Genomic DNA, 14,457 nt, shown 5'->3' with positions numbered 1-14,457 from the left:
AGCGTTATGTTAAGGATATAATTCCGCTTGAATACTCGTTACAATCAAAGACTATTTATCAATTTTGCGAACTACCTCATAAAAACGATTGGTATCACACTTTTTATGCAAACTAGGTAACAGTATCTATTTAAAAAGTGGGTAGAATAACAATTTAGAATATTTCTTGAATTAAAAACCGTCGATAAAATCCTTTTTTAAATATTGGCGGTTTTTTTGCAATAAAAAAGCAATCGTTTAACTAAACCATCCAAAAGGGAGGTATGGGGTTTGCAACAAAATAATAAAGATAATACGCAAGCAACAATGAAAGATGTTGCCCTTGCAGCCGGCGTGTCCACAGCAACTGTGTCACGTACATTAATGAATCCGGAAAAAGTATCCTCACAAACCCGTCAGAAAGTTGAACAGGCTGTTCTTGATGTCGGCTATTATCCACATAACCTGTCAAAAAACCTTAAACGTAACGAGTCAAAAACGATCCTAGTGATCGTCCCTAACATCAGCGATCCCTTTTTTACTGATGTTGTGTGTGGCATTGAAGAAACCGCTGCACAACATGGTTATCTCGTGTTAATTGGTGATTGTAAACATCAGCAAAAACATGAAAATGCCTTTATTAATCTTATTATCACCAAACAAATTGACGGCATGTTACTTCTTGGCTCACACATCCCTTTTGATGTTTCCAAAGAAGAACAGAAAAATTTACCGCCGATGATCATGGCAAATGAGTTTGCACCTGAACTTGAATTACCGACTGTTCATATCGATAATCTGACAGCCTCTTTTAGAGCAACACACTATTTACAGCAAATGGGGCATAAGCGTATTGCTTGTATTACAGGCCCTGAAGATATGCCTTTATGTCGTTATCGCTTGCAAGGCTATATTCAAGCCATGCGTAGAACAGGCGTACCCTTACGTGAAGATTATATTATTCGTGGTGATTTTACCCATGAAAGCGGTGCAGAAAGTCTGAAAAAGTTAATTTCATTGCCTGAGCCACCCACTGCTGTGTTCTGTCATAGTGATATAATGGCAATTGGCGTTATGTGGCAGGCAAAAAAATTAGGATTAGAGCTTCCTAAAGATCTCTCTGTTATTGGTTTTGATAATCTGGATATCACACGTTATAGCGAACCTGCTCTGACAACAATGGAACAACCTCGTTATCAAATAGGACGTGAATCGATGTTGTTATTACTCGACCAACTACAAGGTAGACCTGTTGCACCTGGCTCTCGCTTATTAGATTGTGAGCTAATTATAAGAGACAGTGTCTGTCGGCTTAAAAGCTAGGCAAAACACACTATGTTAAGTAACATATCGTTTGTGATACCTATTCCTTTAATTATCAGCGAATCGAACTGTGGCACAACGAGACTATGTGGGACGAGGGCAGACATCTGCTCGTCGTAAAAAAACAACGAAAAGTAAGAGCAAAAAGGCTGCTAAAGGGCTGCCTTTAACAACGCTTATCGCGGCAATCGCTATTGTGGCGCTGTTTATCGGCGGCCTCTATTTTATTACACATAATAAAAAAGAAGCCGTAGAAACAACGCCAACTATCACTGGGCAACATCCAGCGAATAGCCTACCGCCAAAACCGCAAGAGCGTTGGCAATATATTAAAGAATTGGAAAATCGTCAGGTGGGTACACCTTTACAGCCTGAATTTCCTTCATCAGGTAGCCAGATTAATCCGAAAGCAACACTTTCGCCTGAACAATTGCGTTTTTTACAACAAATTGAAGCGGATAAACGCCAACCCGCCCTTCAACTGCCAGAAGTGCCTTATAATGGTGAAGTCCCGCGCTCACAAGTGGTTGTAACACCACCAGCAACAACAACGCCTTCTGTTTCACAACAGCCAGCACAAACTCAACAACCGCAAGCACCTGCGATTGTTACAACGCCTAAACCTACGGTGACTGAAACAAAATTTTTAGTGCAATGTGGCTCATTTAAAAATACCGAACAAGCTGAATCTGTGAGAGCAACGCTAGCTTTTTCTGGTGTTGAAAGCCGAGTAACGAAAGGCAATGATGGCTGGATCCGCGTATTATCAGGCCCTTACAGTAAAGAACAAGCCAACTCAGTGAGTAAACAAGCGACTGGAGCGGGTGTATCAGGTTGTATTCTTCGCTCTTCTGGGGGTTGAAAAATAAATTATCTCCCCCACCTATAATTCTAATTCACACAACGGGTCGTACTTTATCTTAGATAAAAGCACTTCCCGTCCCATTTTTTTATTGATTAAACCAGGGGCTGACTCATGACTACAATCGTAAGTGTTCGCCGTAAGGGCCAAGTTGTAATCGGTGGTGATGGACAGGCGACGATGGGTAATACCGTCATGAAAGGCAATGTTCGCAAAGTACGCCGTCTTTATAACGACAAAGTCATTGCGGGATTTGCTGGCGGCACTGCTGATGCTTTTACTCTTTTTGAACTGTTTGAACGCAAATTAGAACTTCACCAAGGGCATTTAACTAAAGCTGCGGTAGAACTTGCTAAAGATTGGCGTACAGACAGAATGCTACGCAAATTAGAAGCGTTGCTTGCTGTTGCAGATGAAAATACATCGCTTATCATCACGGGTAATGGTGATGTGGTTCAACCAGAAAACGATTTAATTGCTATCGGTTCTGGTGGCCCTTATGCACAAGCAGCGGCTAGAGCTATGCTAGAAAATACCGAACTTTCTGCACGCGAAATCGCTGAAAAAGCGCTGAGCATCGCTGGAGATATCTGTATTTATACTAACCACAATGTTAACTTTGAAGAACTCTCTTCAAAAGAGTAAGGATTTGAGAGCATGTCTGAAATGACTCCTCGCGAAATTGCCAGCGAACTCGATAGATTTATTATTGGTCAAGATAAAGCGAAACGTGCGGTGGCAATTGCCCTACGTAACCGCTGGCGTCGTATGCAACTTGATGAAGCGTTGCGTCACGAAGTAACACCTAAAAATATTCTGATGATTGGACCTACTGGTGTAGGTAAAACTGAAATTGCACGCCGTTTAGCAAAATTGGCCAATGCGCCTTTCATCAAAGTTGAAGCAACCAAATTCACCGAAGTGGGTTATGTGGGTAAAGAAGTTGATTCAATTATCCGTGATTTAACCGACTCTGCAGTCAAAATGGTGCGTAGCCAAGCTATCGATAAAAATCGTTTCCGTGCTGAAGAAATGGCTGAAGAACGTATCCTCGATGTACTTATTCCACCAGCAAAAAATAACTGGGGCGTAGCAGAACAAGCATCAGAACCTTCAGCAGCACGTCAATCTTTCCGTAAAAAATTACGCGAAGGCCAATTAGACGATAAAGAAATTGAAATTGAATTATCTGCAACACCAATGGGTGTTGAAATCATGGCTCCTCCAGGAATGGAAGAGATGACTAATCAATTACAATCTATGTTCCAAAATTTAGCAGGTCAGAAACAAAAAGCACGCAAGATGAAAATCAAAGATGCGTTTAAGCTGATTGTTGAAGAAGAAGCAGCTAAATTAGTTAACCCTGAAGAGCTTAAACAACAAGCGATTGATGCGGTAGAACAACACGGTATTGTCTTTATTGATGAAGTAGACAAAATCTGTAAACGTGGTGGACAAAGTTCTGGCCCTGACGTTTCTCGTGAAGGCGTACAACGTGACCTCTTACCATTGGTTGAAGGTTGTACAGTTTCAACAAAACACGGTATGGTAAAAACAGACCATATTCTGTTTATTGCATCAGGTGCTTTCCAAGTTTCCAGTCCTTCTGATTTAATTCCTGAGTTGCAAGGACGTCTGCCAATTCGTGTCGAACTTCAAGCGCTGACAGCAGAAGATTTTGAGCGTATTCTAACTGAACCTAATGCATCGTTAACAAAACAGTATGAAGCATTAATGGCAACCGAAGGGGTGTCTATTAGCTTCACCGAAGACGGTATTCGCAAAATTGCTGAATCAGCATGGCGTGTAAACGAAACCACTGAAAATATCGGTGCTCGTCGTTTACATACTGTTTTAGAGCGTTTGATGGAAGAAATTTCCTACGATGCGAGTGAACGTCAAGGTCAATCAATATTGATTGATGCAGAATATGTAAAACAGCATCTGGATGAGCTTGTCGCAGATGAAGATCTGAGTCGATTTATTTTATAATCAACTTGTGCGATCCTTATCAGCAATATTTACGTGGGAGGCTTGCCTCCCATTCTTATTTTTATAATAACAACGAACATGAGTATCGAATTTCAGCATGAGCTCTCTAAATTCCACTAGCCGGACTCAAGCCTGGCTTGAAAGTTTACGACCCAAAACACTGCCTTTAGGGTTAATTGCCATTGTGACTGGCTCCGCATTAGCGTATTGGATGGGGCATTTTGAGCTACCTATTGCACTGCTTGCTATTTTGACAGCAGGAACGTTACAGATCCTATCAAACCTTGCTAATGACTACGGTGATGCCGTAAAAGGAACGGATACTGAAGAGCGTTTAGGGCCACTTCGTGGAATGCAAAAAGGCATAATAACAGCCGCTCAAATGAAAAAAGCGCTGATTTTAAATGTTATTATTTCCTGTATCTGTGGTATTGCACTGATTATTGTCGCCTGTAAAAAGCCTGAAGACGCTATTGGCTTCTTAGTGATGGGTTTACTCGCTATTGTTGCTGCAATTACTTATACCGTGGGTAAGCGCCCTTATGGTTATATGGGGCTAGGTGATATCTCTGTTTTAATTTTCTTTGGCTGGTTGAGTGTCATCGGAACTTATTACTTACAATCTAACACCTTTGATATTGTTACCCTACTTCCTGCTACGGCCTGTGGTTTACTTTCTGTCGCTGTTCTAAACATTAATAATATGCGCGATTTAGAAAGTGATATTCAGGCAGGTAAAAATACATTAGCGGTTCGCTTAGGCCCTGCTGGCTCTCGGACTTACCATACCTGTGTTATTTTTCTCTCTATTGCCTGCTTAATTATCTTTACTCTACTCTATATGCATCGCTGGACCGCGTGGTTATTTTTACTCGCCACCCCGATGCTTTTACTGCATATCAAACGTGTAAACGCTGATCACTCCGGCGAAGGGATGCGTCCTCTACTCGAACACATGGTAAAAGCAGCACTGCTAACTAACGTTCTTTTCTCTTTAGGTTTAGTTTTAGAATAATTTCACTCGATTGTTGATTTGACTCACTGAAATTTCAGTGAGTCTTTTGCCAACCACCCCTGTTAAGGGATATACTGGCCTTTCCTGTGGCAACCTGACGTAATCTCCTATGAAATATGATACTTCTGAACTCTGTGATATCTATCAAGAAGATATCAATGTCGTAGAACCGCTTTTCTCAAACTTTGGTGGTCAAAGTGCCTTTAACGGGCAAATCATCACCGTTAAATGCTTTGAAGATAATGGCCTGCTTTATGATTTACTCGAAGAAAATGGTAAAGGCCGCATTCTTTTGGTCGATGGCGGTGGCTCTGTACGTAAAGCCTTAGTTGATGCTGAACTCGCGCAACTTGCTGTTTCTAATGAATGGGAAGGCATTGTTGTTTACGGTGCAGTACGTCAAGTTGATGCATTATCAGAGCTTGATTTAGGTATTCAAGCAATGGCAGCTATCCCTGCGGGTTGCCAAAGTGAAGGCATTGGTGAAAGTGATATCCGTGTTAACTTCGGTGGTGTTACCTTCTTCTCTGGTGATTATCTTTATGCCGATAACACTGGGATCATCTTATCAGAAGAACCATTAGGCTTAGATGAAGATTTGATTGAAGAGTAATTGTTACTTTTTAATTGCATTCTTACGATTTCAATACTCAAAAGCCACCTAACGGTGGCTTTTGTTTTTTAGGTTTTAAGCAAACAAAGACAATTACTGCACGTCTTCCATTTTGCCTAACAGCGCACGTAAGCGCTCTTGCCAGCTTGATTGCTCTTGTTTCAATTCTTCATTTTCACGAACAAGGGCTTCGCGTGATCCTTTTGCTTCTTGAACTTCTTGGCTCAGCGCATCATTTTTTTCTTTTAGCTCTTCGATTTCCATCTGTAATAACGTGATGGTATCAATTGCTTGTTGTACTTTTGATTCTAACTTTTCGAAAACTTCAAATGACATACTGTAATCCCCCATATAATCGATACTTCCGATTGTAAGTAGCCTATCAACAACTGTCTAGCATCTTCCGAGGAATTACATTCTTTTTTCAATTTTTCAAAAACACTGGTCAGATCACATTACAAATGTCGATCAAGTCACTAATTAAGAGCGTTTTCACTCATTTTCTTGATGAGACACACAAATTTCAATTTCGCTTATTCTCGTTTACGCTCATTAACGATAAATTCACAGTTATCTTTTCAATTCGAAAAGAATACTAACAATAAATAACCCTCTTTCAGGATAGAATATATGAGCCAGACGAAAACCTCTCTTATGGGTCAATGCATCTCTGAATTTATCGGAACTGCGTTGCTAGTCTTCTTTGGTCTTGGTTGTGTTGCTGCAGTACGTATTGCAGGTGCAGAGCTAGGACTGTGGGAGATAAGTATTATCTGGGGGCTGGGTGTTGCCTTAGCCGTTTATCTTACCGCTGGCACTTCTGGTGCTCACTTGAACCCAGCAGTAACTGTTGCGTTTTGGTTATTTGCTTGCTTTGAACGCAGAAAAGTTATCCCTTATATTATTGCACAAATGTTAGGTGGCTTCTTTGCCGCAGCTATTGTGTACTTTATGTATTACAGTGTTTTCCTCGACTACGAACAAGTTAATGGCATTGTCAGAGGCTCACAAGAAAGTCTCTTCACCGCTGGTGTATTTTCAACTTATCCTGCAGCTCAAATTTCCGTTATACATGCCTTTTTTGTTGAAGTTATCATTGCCGTTATATTAGTTGGCTTAATTTTAGCCTTAACTGATGATGGCAACGGTGTACCTAAAGGCCCATTAGCACCTTTATTAATTGGTATCTTAATTGCCGTAATCGGTGGTGCATTTGGCCCATTAACCGGATTCGCCTTAAACCCAGCTCGTGACTTTGGTCCAAAATTGGTTGCGTACTTTGCTGGCTGGGGTGATATTGCGCTGACTGGTGGACGCGATATCCCTTATTTCTTAGTTCCAATAATTGCTCCATTTATCGGTGGTATCTTAGGTGCATTGGCTTACCGTAAATTAATTGGCCGTCATTTACCTTGCGATACCTGCAAAATTGAAGACGATAAATAAAATTAAGAGCAATATTGTTGATTATCAGAACAGGTTACTAATATGACAACAGAAACAAATACATCGAATACCGAGAAAAAATACATTGTTGCACTGGATCAGGGTACAACAAGCTCACGTGCCGTAGTTATTGATCATGATGCCAATATCGTCAGTATTTCACAACGCGAATTCACCCAAATCTATCCTAAGCCAGGCTGGGTTGAACACGATCCAATGGAAATTTGGGCAACACAAAGTGCAACCCTAGTTGAAGTATTAGCAAAAGCAGATATTCCATCCGACCACGTTGCCGGTATTGGTATTACAAACCAACGTGAAACCACGATTGTATGGGATAAAGAAACGGGTAAACCTGTTTATAACGCCATTGTATGGCAATGCCGTCGTACTGCGGATTTCTGTACGCGTTTAAAAGATAAAGAAGGTGTTGAAGAATATATTCGTCAAAACACCGGGTTAATGGTTGACCCTTATTTCTCTGGTACAAAATTAAAATGGATCCTCGACAACGTCGAAGGTGCGCGTGAAAAAGCAGAAAAAGGCGAATTGCTATTCGGTACTGTTGATACTTGGCTAGTTTGGAAAATGACACAAGGTCGCGTTCACGTTACAGATTACACTAACGCCTCACGCACCATGTTATTCAATATCCACTCTTTAGATTGGGATCAAAAAATTCTCGATCTGCTGGATATTCCTCGCAATATGTTACCAAAAGTGGTGCCATCTTCAGAAGTCTATGGCCAAACAAACATTGGTGGTAAAGGGGGTACACGTATTCCTATCGCGGGTATGGCGGGCGACCAACAAGCTGCACTTTATGGTCAACTTTGCGTACAAAGTGGGATGGCGAAAAATACCTATGGTACAGGCTGCTTCTTACTGATGAATACGGGTACAGAAGCCGTTCGCTCTAATCATGGTTTGTTAACAACTATCTGCTGTGGCCCTCGCGGTGAAGTAAACTATGCCTTAGAAGGTGCCGTATTCGTTGGTGGCGCGTCCATTCAATGGCTACGTGATGAGCTAAAACTCATTGATGAAGCCACCGACTCTGAATATTTCGCAACTAAGGTAAACGATACTAATGGTGTCTATGTTGTTCCTGCATTTACAGGCTTAGGTGCACCATATTGGGATCCGTATGCTCGTGGTGCTATTTTTGGTTTAACCCGTGGTGCTAACCGTAATCACATCATTCGTGCAACCTTAGAATCTATCGCTTATCAGACACGCGATGTACTTGATGCAATGCAAGCCGATTCAGGTGCGCGTTTACAATCACTGCGTGTTGATGGTGGTGCTGTTGCCAACAACTTCTTAATGCAGTTCCAATCCGATATTTTAGGTACTCGTGTAGAACGCCCTGTTGTTCGTGAAAGTACCGCATTAGGTGCAGCATTCCTTGCAGGTCTTGCTATTGGTTTCTGGAGTGATTTAGAAGAAGTGAAAAACAAAGCTGCTATTGATAAAGAATTCCGCCCTGGTATCGAAACCACTGAGCGCAACTATCGCTATAACGGCTGGAAAAAAGCCGTCGCTCGCGCTCAAGAGTGGGAAGATCGCGCTTAATTAATACAACGAGTTGAGAGAGAAGTAGCCTAGGCTACAAAACCAAAATGCCGAGAAAATTCTATTCTCGGCATTTTTATTTAATTGATGACACCAATAGCCTAAATAGTATGTTCTTCATGGCTAAAACGATGAGCCAAAGGAAGCCAACAAAGCATAATAGCCACTGACATCGCAAACATAATCATACCTAAGCTAAATTGATTATGTTGTGGTAATAAGGCTGAAAACCATGTTGCAACACCTGAACCCACATTTTGTAGTCCACCCACCAATGCACCCGCGGAGCCTGCTAAATAAGGGAATGGTTCCATTGCACCCGTTGTTGCCAATGGAAATAGCATACCAGCACCAAAGAAAAATAGTGCGGCAGGTACTAGAAGCGTCCAAATATTCATGATATTTAGCCAACCGGGGAGCCACATTAAGATACCGGCTGATAAACAACAAAAAACAGAATGCCACATCAATTGCACAAAGGTTTTACCTTCACGACCAGCATACCAAGCGCCAAAAAATGCCGCAGGGATCGGTAAAATAAATAATATACTGATAGTAATACTATTTAATCCTAATACTCCTCCCATTAACACACCGCTTGATGCTTCAAAAACAGCAATACCAGATAATGCACAAATCAACATAATCAAAAATGCACTGAAAGTACTATTTGAAAGTAGTAAGTAAAATGATGACAACATTTTACGTTTTTCAACTTGCACTGGGCGCGTTTCTGGCATCCAACGATACATACAAAACAGGACACTGGTTCCTAATAATAATAAGAAGATATAACACGCATGCCAGCCAAAGAAGTGAGCGACAACACCACCAATCATCGGCGCTAATAATGGACTAACTAAAACCCCCATATTTAACAAACTATTGGCGTAACGTAATGCAGTGCCTGTATATAAATCACGAGGTTGAGTACGTGTCATGACACCCGCAACACCTGTTCCCATACCTTGCAAGGTACTGGCAATAACCAGTGTGATTAAATTTTGCGAGAAAATCGCCACCAGCGTAGATAAACAAAAGATAGTCATTCCGACTAAAATAACAGGACGGCGCCCTACTTTGTCGGATATAGGTCCATAAATTAACTGTGAAAAACCATAAGAAAAAAGATAGGCCCCCATAACTTGCTGTACCGCCCCTGTGGGTTCACCAAAGTAAACGGCCATATCAGCAATAACAGGAACATAAATAGTTTGAGTCATTTGACCCACAGCAACCAATGCAATTATCAATAATAATAGATTTGCATGCTCTAACTTTCTCATTTCTTTTCTCAAGAATTTTAGATAAATAAATTAACGGACAGACGCATACCACAGAGAATTTATAAAAATAAACTCTGCAAAATGCGTACCTTCTCAGAATGAGACTAAGTTAACAAATTTGGAGAAATTTGCGAGATAGTCAGCAATTTTTGTATAAAGATTAATGTCAGAGAAATACACCATAGATGTCAATATAAATGTACATTTTGTGTCATTTATTGACAAAATCTTAGATTAATCACATCACCACACCATATTGATAAATAAAAAGCCACTTCCTATTTAGAATAAATAAGCAACATAAGCGTGTTTATCAAAAGGAGATTATCTCTATGGCTAATTGGGTGAATGGAAAAGTTATTCAAGTTCATCACTGGACTGATGCGTTAATAAGTCTCGTCGTCAATGCTCCTATTGATAAGTTTACAGCCGGACAATTTGCAAAATTAGCGCTAGATATTGATGGAGAGCGAGTACAACGAGCCTACTCTTATGTAAACGCACCAGATGATCCCAATTTAGAATTCTATCTGGTCACTGTGCCTAATGGAAAATTAAGCCCTAAATTAAGCGCACTTAACGTCGGTGATGAACTCCTGATCACTAAGCAAGCCAGTGGTTTTTTTGTATTAGAAGAAATTCCCACAACAAATACACTTTGGATGCTTTCGACAGGAACCGCCATTGGGCCTTTTTTATCTATTTTGCAATTAGGTCACGATCTTGAGCGATTTGAAAATATCGTTCTTGTTCATGCTGTTCGATATGCTAATGACTTAAGTTATTTACCTTTAATGGAAAAACTCGTTGAACGTTATCAAGGCAAATTACGTATTCAAACCATTGTCAGCCGTGAAAATCACATTGGCTCATTAACCGGACGTATTCCTGCATTAATTGAAAGTGGCGCTTTAGAAAAAACGGTTGGCCTAACCATCAGCCCAGAAGAGAGCCATATTATGTTGTGTGGTAATCCTCAAATGGTCAGAGATACTCAACAACTCTTAAAAGAACAACGGGAAATGCGTAAGCACTTACGACGCAAACCCGGACATATCACCAGTGAGCAATATTGGTAATAAAAAATAAGGGTGAGCTTATTTCTCTCACCCTCATTAATTTAATCATATAGATTAACGCCAGCGACGATAATCTACTTGTTCAGTCTGTTTACCAAAATAGTTTTCACCGTCATTACCAACAAAGACACCGCAATCAAGCAACATAATCATTCCGATAAAAGAAGGAAGAAAACGTCCTATCGCCCATTGCCAAAATGGTTCTAAACTACTTGTATCTGCCAGCCCCAACATCACAGCAAGTAAAAGTAATAAAAGCCATATTCCTCTTTTATTTCTATCATGGAGTCTTTTAGTAAAAATTGCACATAGCGGATAAAGAATAAAAAGGAACACTATCCATATTACAATGGCAGGTAATGGATAAATCATATCATTGATAATAAAAAGGCCTAAAAAAAGAGCGAAACAACCCCCTAAACCAGCCCAAAAGTCACGACGTCCAATTCGCCCTTTGAATGAAAATACCCAATGTTGTAAGGTCATAAATTCTCAATAATTTACTTAATTTGTGAATTACACTGTCCATTTAGTATCAAATAATACAGACTAGCCAATAACAGCACAGACAAGCGGAGGACAGATGATAAAAGCAAATACACTTTCTACGTTATACCTGATAATCATAAGCATTGCTCTTTGTTTGCCAACTTCTGTTTTTGCAACAGAGATGTCTGTCGCACAAAAACAGCCCAGTAAAGATGATATTGCCTATCTTAAGCAAGATGCACCTGTTTTTGAAATGACAATTCCGGAGCTAAGAGCTAAGTTCAATCAACAAAATCCGTTGTTATCGCTTAATGAATATAAAATTATCACTAATCACGATATTGCCATTCCGCTTGTCAGAGCCGCAACGCGTATTACACCTTATCTCTATTCATCTGCAATATTAGAGCGCGGTAGCGAAAAAATAAAAAGCTTACAACTCACGCTGATCCATACCCCTGATTCACCTGAATTAGAAAAGAGAAATCGCGAGATCACCACACAATATATTATTACTTTGGTGGCTCAATTTGACTCATCAATAACCCCAGAGCAAATTCAAGAGGCTCTCAATTTATTCACCTTTAAAAATCAAACTTCTGATTATATTAGCCATGATGTGGGTGCTATTCGCTATATTGTTGCCCATGAAGGTGAACAATTAACAACCTTTGCTATTGAACCGATTAAGCTTTCTTTAAACAGCAAGATCGTTTCAGCTATTCCGTGATAAAAAACAAAGCTATTCTATTCATTGTTCTCTATACTGTTGTGCATCAACAGAATTCGTGTTTATTAGCAAACTAAATTTAAACCACTCGGTTGGAGGAAAAGTTATGCGCCATCCATTAGTCATGGGTAACTGGAAACTCAACGGCAGCATTCATATGGTTCATGAATTAATTGCTGCATTACGTAAAGAAGTTAGCGGTGTTGCAGGTTGTGATGTTGCTATCGCACCACCCGCAGTTTATCTATGCCAAGCACGCCATGAAATTGGTGGAAGCCGTATCGCATTAGGTGCTCAAGATACCGGTGTTCACTTATCAGGTGCTTTCACTGGTGAAACTTCAGCAGAAATGCTGAAAAACGTTGATGTTAAATACGTTATCATTGGTCACTCTGAGCGTCGTACTTATCATAAAGAATCTGACGAGTTTATCGCTCAAAAATTCGGCGTGTTAAAAGAGTTAGGTTTAACACCAGTATTATGTATTGGTGAAACTGAAGCAGAAAATGAAGCTGGCAAAACGCAAGAAGTGTGTGCTCGCCAAATCGATGCCGTGTTAAATGCACATGGTGCTGCAGCATTTAAAGATGCCGTTATTGCTTATGAACCAATCTGGGCTATCGGTACTGGTAAATCTGCAACTCCAGCACAAGCACAAGCTGTCCATAAATTTATCCGTGATCATATTGCGAAGAAAGATGCCGCTATCGCTGAACAAGTAATCATCCAATACGGTGGTTCTGTTAACGATAAAAATGCCGCTGAACTGTTTGGTCAACCAGACATCGACGGTGCATTAGTCGGTGGCGCTTCACTGAAAGCTGATGCATTTGCCGTTATCGTTAAAGCAGCCGCCGCTGCAAAAGCGAAAAAATAATTTTATCTTTTTGGCTTCTGCCATTAAGAGATAAAAAATAGAGAAAATCACCTTACTGAATATCAAGCAGAAGGTGATTTTTTTGTTTTTGCTTTATGACACATCAACGACGACTTATTTCATCAAACACACCGCCTGTCGCAAAATGTATTTTCTGTGCTGATTGCCAATCACCAAAAACCTCATCAATCGTAAATAGTTCGAGTTTTGGGAAACTGCTTTGGTATTTCTCTGCTATTGCTTTATCTCTAGGGCGATAATAGTTTTTTGCTGCAATCTCTTGTCCCTGTGATGAGTAAAGATAATCTAAGTACGCTGTGGCAATTTCTCGTGTTCCTCGTTTATCGACAATCTTATCAACTACAGATACTGTAGGCTCTGCAAGAATAGATACTGATGGTGTGACTATCTCAAATTTATCAGCACCTAGTTCATTAATCGCTAATAACGCTTCGTTTTCCCATGCAATTAATACATCACCGATGCCTCGCTCAACAAAGGTATTGGTTGCGCCTCGCGCTCCTGAATCTAATACTTCAACTTGCTGATAAAGTGCTTTAACGAAGGCTTTCGCTTTTTCACTATCTTGATGATTAGCTTTTAATCCATAACCCCATGCCGCAAGATAGTTCCATCTGGCACCTCCTGAGGTTTTGGGATTAGGTGTAATAATGGAAACACCCGGTTTTATCAGCGAATCCCAATCTGTTATCTGCTTAGGATTTCCTTTTCTCACCAGAAAAACAATCGTTGAAGTATAAGGAGCAGAGTTATCGGGTAATCGTGTTATCCATTGCTTATTGATGCTTCCTCTTTGTGCAATCGCATCGATATCATAAGCGAGTGCCAATGTGACAACATCCGCTTCAATACCATTGATAACTGATGTCGCTTGCTTTCCTGAACCACCATGTGATTGGCGAATAGTGACACTATCTCCCGTTTTCTGCTTCCAATACTGACTAAATGCTTGGTTATACTGCTGATAAAGCTCTCTCGTTGGATCATAAGAGACATTTAATAACTGAATATCTTTAGCCCATAAACTATTAGAAAAAAGTAATACGACTAAAGTCGTTGATAATAAACCCCATTGTTTAAACATAACTATCCACCCTTTATCGTTAAGTATTTAACTAGGCTGACAGAAAGTGTTATCACGATGAAATAACAAAAAACCGATGGATATAC

General features: G+C 40.2%; 15 protein-coding genes. 11 read left to right on the top strand and 4 right to left on the bottom strand.

Annotated features, from left to right (window positions below):
* Positions 1–306 precede the first annotated feature (306 nt).
* The 6 genes from cytR to rraA all read left to right on the top strand — a co-directional run bounded on the left by cytR (position 307) and on the right by rraA (position 5,784).
* Entirely contained in the window at positions 307–1,302 is a 996-nt protein-coding gene (cytR, locus tag H1225_RS16330) for a DNA-binding transcriptional regulator CytR (RefSeq protein WP_229578522.1), read from the top strand.
* Between the two features lie 70 nt (positions 1,303–1,372).
* Positions 1,373–2,164, top strand: coding sequence for an SPOR domain-containing protein (locus H1225_RS16325; RefSeq protein ID WP_239739298.1), 792 nt, complete (start codon positions 1,373–1,375; stop codon positions 2,162–2,164).
* A 114-nt stretch (positions 2,165–2,278) separates the two neighbouring features.
* On the top strand, positions 2,279–2,809 hold the full coding sequence (hslV, locus tag H1225_RS16320) for an ATP-dependent protease subunit HslV (protein WP_006534149.1): 531 nt from the start codon (positions 2,279–2,281) through the stop codon (positions 2,807–2,809).
* A gap of 12 nt (positions 2,810–2,821) precedes the next feature.
* The gene (gene hslU / locus H1225_RS16315) at positions 2,822–4,156 is read left to right on the top strand and encodes an HslU--HslV peptidase ATPase subunit (protein WP_006534150.1); all 1,335 of its coding nucleotides are present in this window, start codon (positions 2,822–2,824) and stop codon (positions 4,154–4,156) included.
* A 97-nt stretch (positions 4,157–4,253) separates the two neighbouring features.
* Entirely contained in the window at positions 4,254–5,171 is a 918-nt protein-coding gene (locus tag H1225_RS16310; RefSeq protein ID WP_072064651.1) for a 1,4-dihydroxy-2-naphthoate polyprenyltransferase, read from the top strand.
* Between the two features lie 109 nt (positions 5,172–5,280).
* Complete coding sequence (gene rraA / locus H1225_RS16305) at positions 5,281–5,784, top strand: ribonuclease E activity regulator RraA (RefSeq protein WP_006534154.1); 504 nt, start codon at positions 5,281–5,283, stop codon at positions 5,782–5,784.
* Between the two features lie 93 nt (positions 5,785–5,877).
* Here the strand turns inward: rraA and zapB are convergent, their stop codons facing one another.
* Entirely contained in the window at positions 5,878–6,120 is a 243-nt protein-coding gene (zapB, locus tag H1225_RS16300) for a septal ring assembly protein ZapB (RefSeq protein WP_072064652.1), read from the bottom strand.
* A gap of 294 nt (positions 6,121–6,414) precedes the next feature.
* Between zapB and H1225_RS16295 the strand changes: the two genes are divergently transcribed.
* Positions 6,415–7,230, top strand: a complete 816-nt coding sequence (locus H1225_RS16295; protein ID WP_006534156.1) for an MIP/aquaporin family protein — start codon at positions 6,415–6,417, stop codon at positions 7,228–7,230.
* A 42-nt stretch (positions 7,231–7,272) separates the two neighbouring features.
* Positions 7,273–8,805, top strand: coding sequence for a glycerol kinase GlpK (glpK, locus tag H1225_RS16290; protein ID WP_109398903.1), 1,533 nt, complete (start codon positions 7,273–7,275; stop codon positions 8,803–8,805).
* Between the two features lie 101 nt (positions 8,806–8,906).
* Here the strand turns inward: glpK and emrD are convergent, their stop codons facing one another.
* Positions 8,907–10,091, bottom strand: coding sequence for a multidrug efflux MFS transporter EmrD (gene emrD / locus H1225_RS16285; RefSeq protein WP_109848271.1), 1,185 nt, complete (start codon positions 10,089–10,091; stop codon positions 8,907–8,909).
* A 332-nt stretch (positions 10,092–10,423) separates the two neighbouring features.
* Between emrD and fpr the strand changes: the two genes are divergently transcribed.
* Complete coding sequence (gene fpr / locus H1225_RS16280) at positions 10,424–11,170, top strand: ferredoxin--NADP(+) reductase (protein WP_109848270.1); 747 nt, start codon at positions 10,424–10,426, stop codon at positions 11,168–11,170.
* 54 nt (positions 11,171–11,224) lie between these two features.
* Here fpr and H1225_RS16275 read toward each other — a convergent pair whose 3' ends face one another.
* Positions 11,225–11,656 carry a DUF805 domain-containing protein gene (locus H1225_RS16275; RefSeq protein WP_072064656.1) on the bottom strand — a complete coding sequence of 144 codons (432 nt, stop codon included), beginning with the start codon at positions 11,654–11,656 and terminating at the stop codon, positions 11,225–11,227.
* Positions 11,657–11,753: 97 nt separating this feature from the next.
* Here H1225_RS16275 and H1225_RS16270 point away from each other — a divergent pair, with 97 nt between their 5' ends.
* On the top strand, positions 11,754–12,389 hold the full coding sequence (locus tag H1225_RS16270) for a DUF1454 family protein (protein WP_239739297.1): 636 nt from the start codon (positions 11,754–11,756) through the stop codon (positions 12,387–12,389).
* 106 nt (positions 12,390–12,495) lie between these two features.
* A complete protein-coding gene (tpiA, locus tag H1225_RS16265) occupies positions 12,496–13,266 on the top strand; it encodes a triose-phosphate isomerase (protein WP_072064658.1) in 771 nt (256 codons plus the stop codon).
* Positions 13,267–13,369: 103 nt separating this feature from the next.
* On the opposite strand, the gene H1225_RS16260 is transcribed toward tpiA, so the two are convergent.
* A complete protein-coding gene (locus H1225_RS16260) occupies positions 13,370–14,371 on the bottom strand; it encodes a sulfate ABC transporter substrate-binding protein (RefSeq protein ID WP_161727292.1) in 1,002 nt (333 codons plus the stop codon).
* Positions 14,372–14,457: the final 86 nt, after the last annotated feature.

The sequence above is a fragment of the Proteus penneri genome (genome assembly GCF_022369495.1).
Classification (GTDB): domain Bacteria; phylum Pseudomonadota; class Gammaproteobacteria; order Enterobacterales; family Enterobacteriaceae; genus Proteus; species Proteus penneri.
The sequence above is the reverse complement of the archived record's forward strand: the minus strand, read 5'-3'. Positions and strand labels throughout refer to the sequence as shown.

Coding starts and splice junctions, on each gene's coding strand:
- cytR (WP_229578522.1), top strand. CDS start 307: ATGAAAGATGTTGCCCTTGCAGCCGGCGTGTCCACAGCAACTGTGTCA.
- hslV (WP_006534149.1), top strand. CDS start 2,279: ATGACTACAATCGTAAGTGTTCGCCGTAAGGGCCAAGTTGTAATCGGT.
- hslU (WP_006534150.1), top strand. CDS start 2,822: ATGTCTGAAATGACTCCTCGCGAAATTGCCAGCGAACTCGATAGATTT.
- H1225_RS16310 (WP_072064651.1), top strand. CDS start 4,254: ATGAGCTCTCTAAATTCCACTAGCCGGACTCAAGCCTGGCTTGAAAGT.
- rraA (WP_006534154.1), top strand. CDS start 5,281: ATGAAATATGATACTTCTGAACTCTGTGATATCTATCAAGAAGATATC.
- zapB (WP_072064652.1), bottom strand. CDS start 6,120: ATGTCATTTGAAGTTTTCGAAAAGTTAGAATCAAAAGTACAACAAGCA.
- H1225_RS16295 (WP_006534156.1), top strand. CDS start 6,415: ATGAGCCAGACGAAAACCTCTCTTATGGGTCAATGCATCTCTGAATTT.
- glpK (WP_109398903.1), top strand. CDS start 7,273: ATGACAACAGAAACAAATACATCGAATACCGAGAAAAAATACATTGTT.
- emrD (WP_109848271.1), bottom strand. CDS start 10,091: ATGAGAAAGTTAGAGCATGCAAATCTATTATTATTGATAATTGCATTG.
- fpr (WP_109848270.1), top strand. CDS start 10,424: ATGGCTAATTGGGTGAATGGAAAAGTTATTCAAGTTCATCACTGGACT.
- H1225_RS16275 (WP_072064656.1), bottom strand. CDS start 11,656: ATGACCTTACAACATTGGGTATTTTCATTCAAAGGGCGAATTGGACGT.
- H1225_RS16270 (WP_239739297.1), top strand. CDS start 11,754: ATGATAAAAGCAAATACACTTTCTACGTTATACCTGATAATCATAAGC.
- tpiA (WP_072064658.1), top strand. CDS start 12,496: ATGCGCCATCCATTAGTCATGGGTAACTGGAAACTCAACGGCAGCATT.
- H1225_RS16260 (WP_161727292.1), bottom strand. CDS start 14,371: ATGTTTAAACAATGGGGTTTATTATCAACGACTTTAGTCGTATTACTT.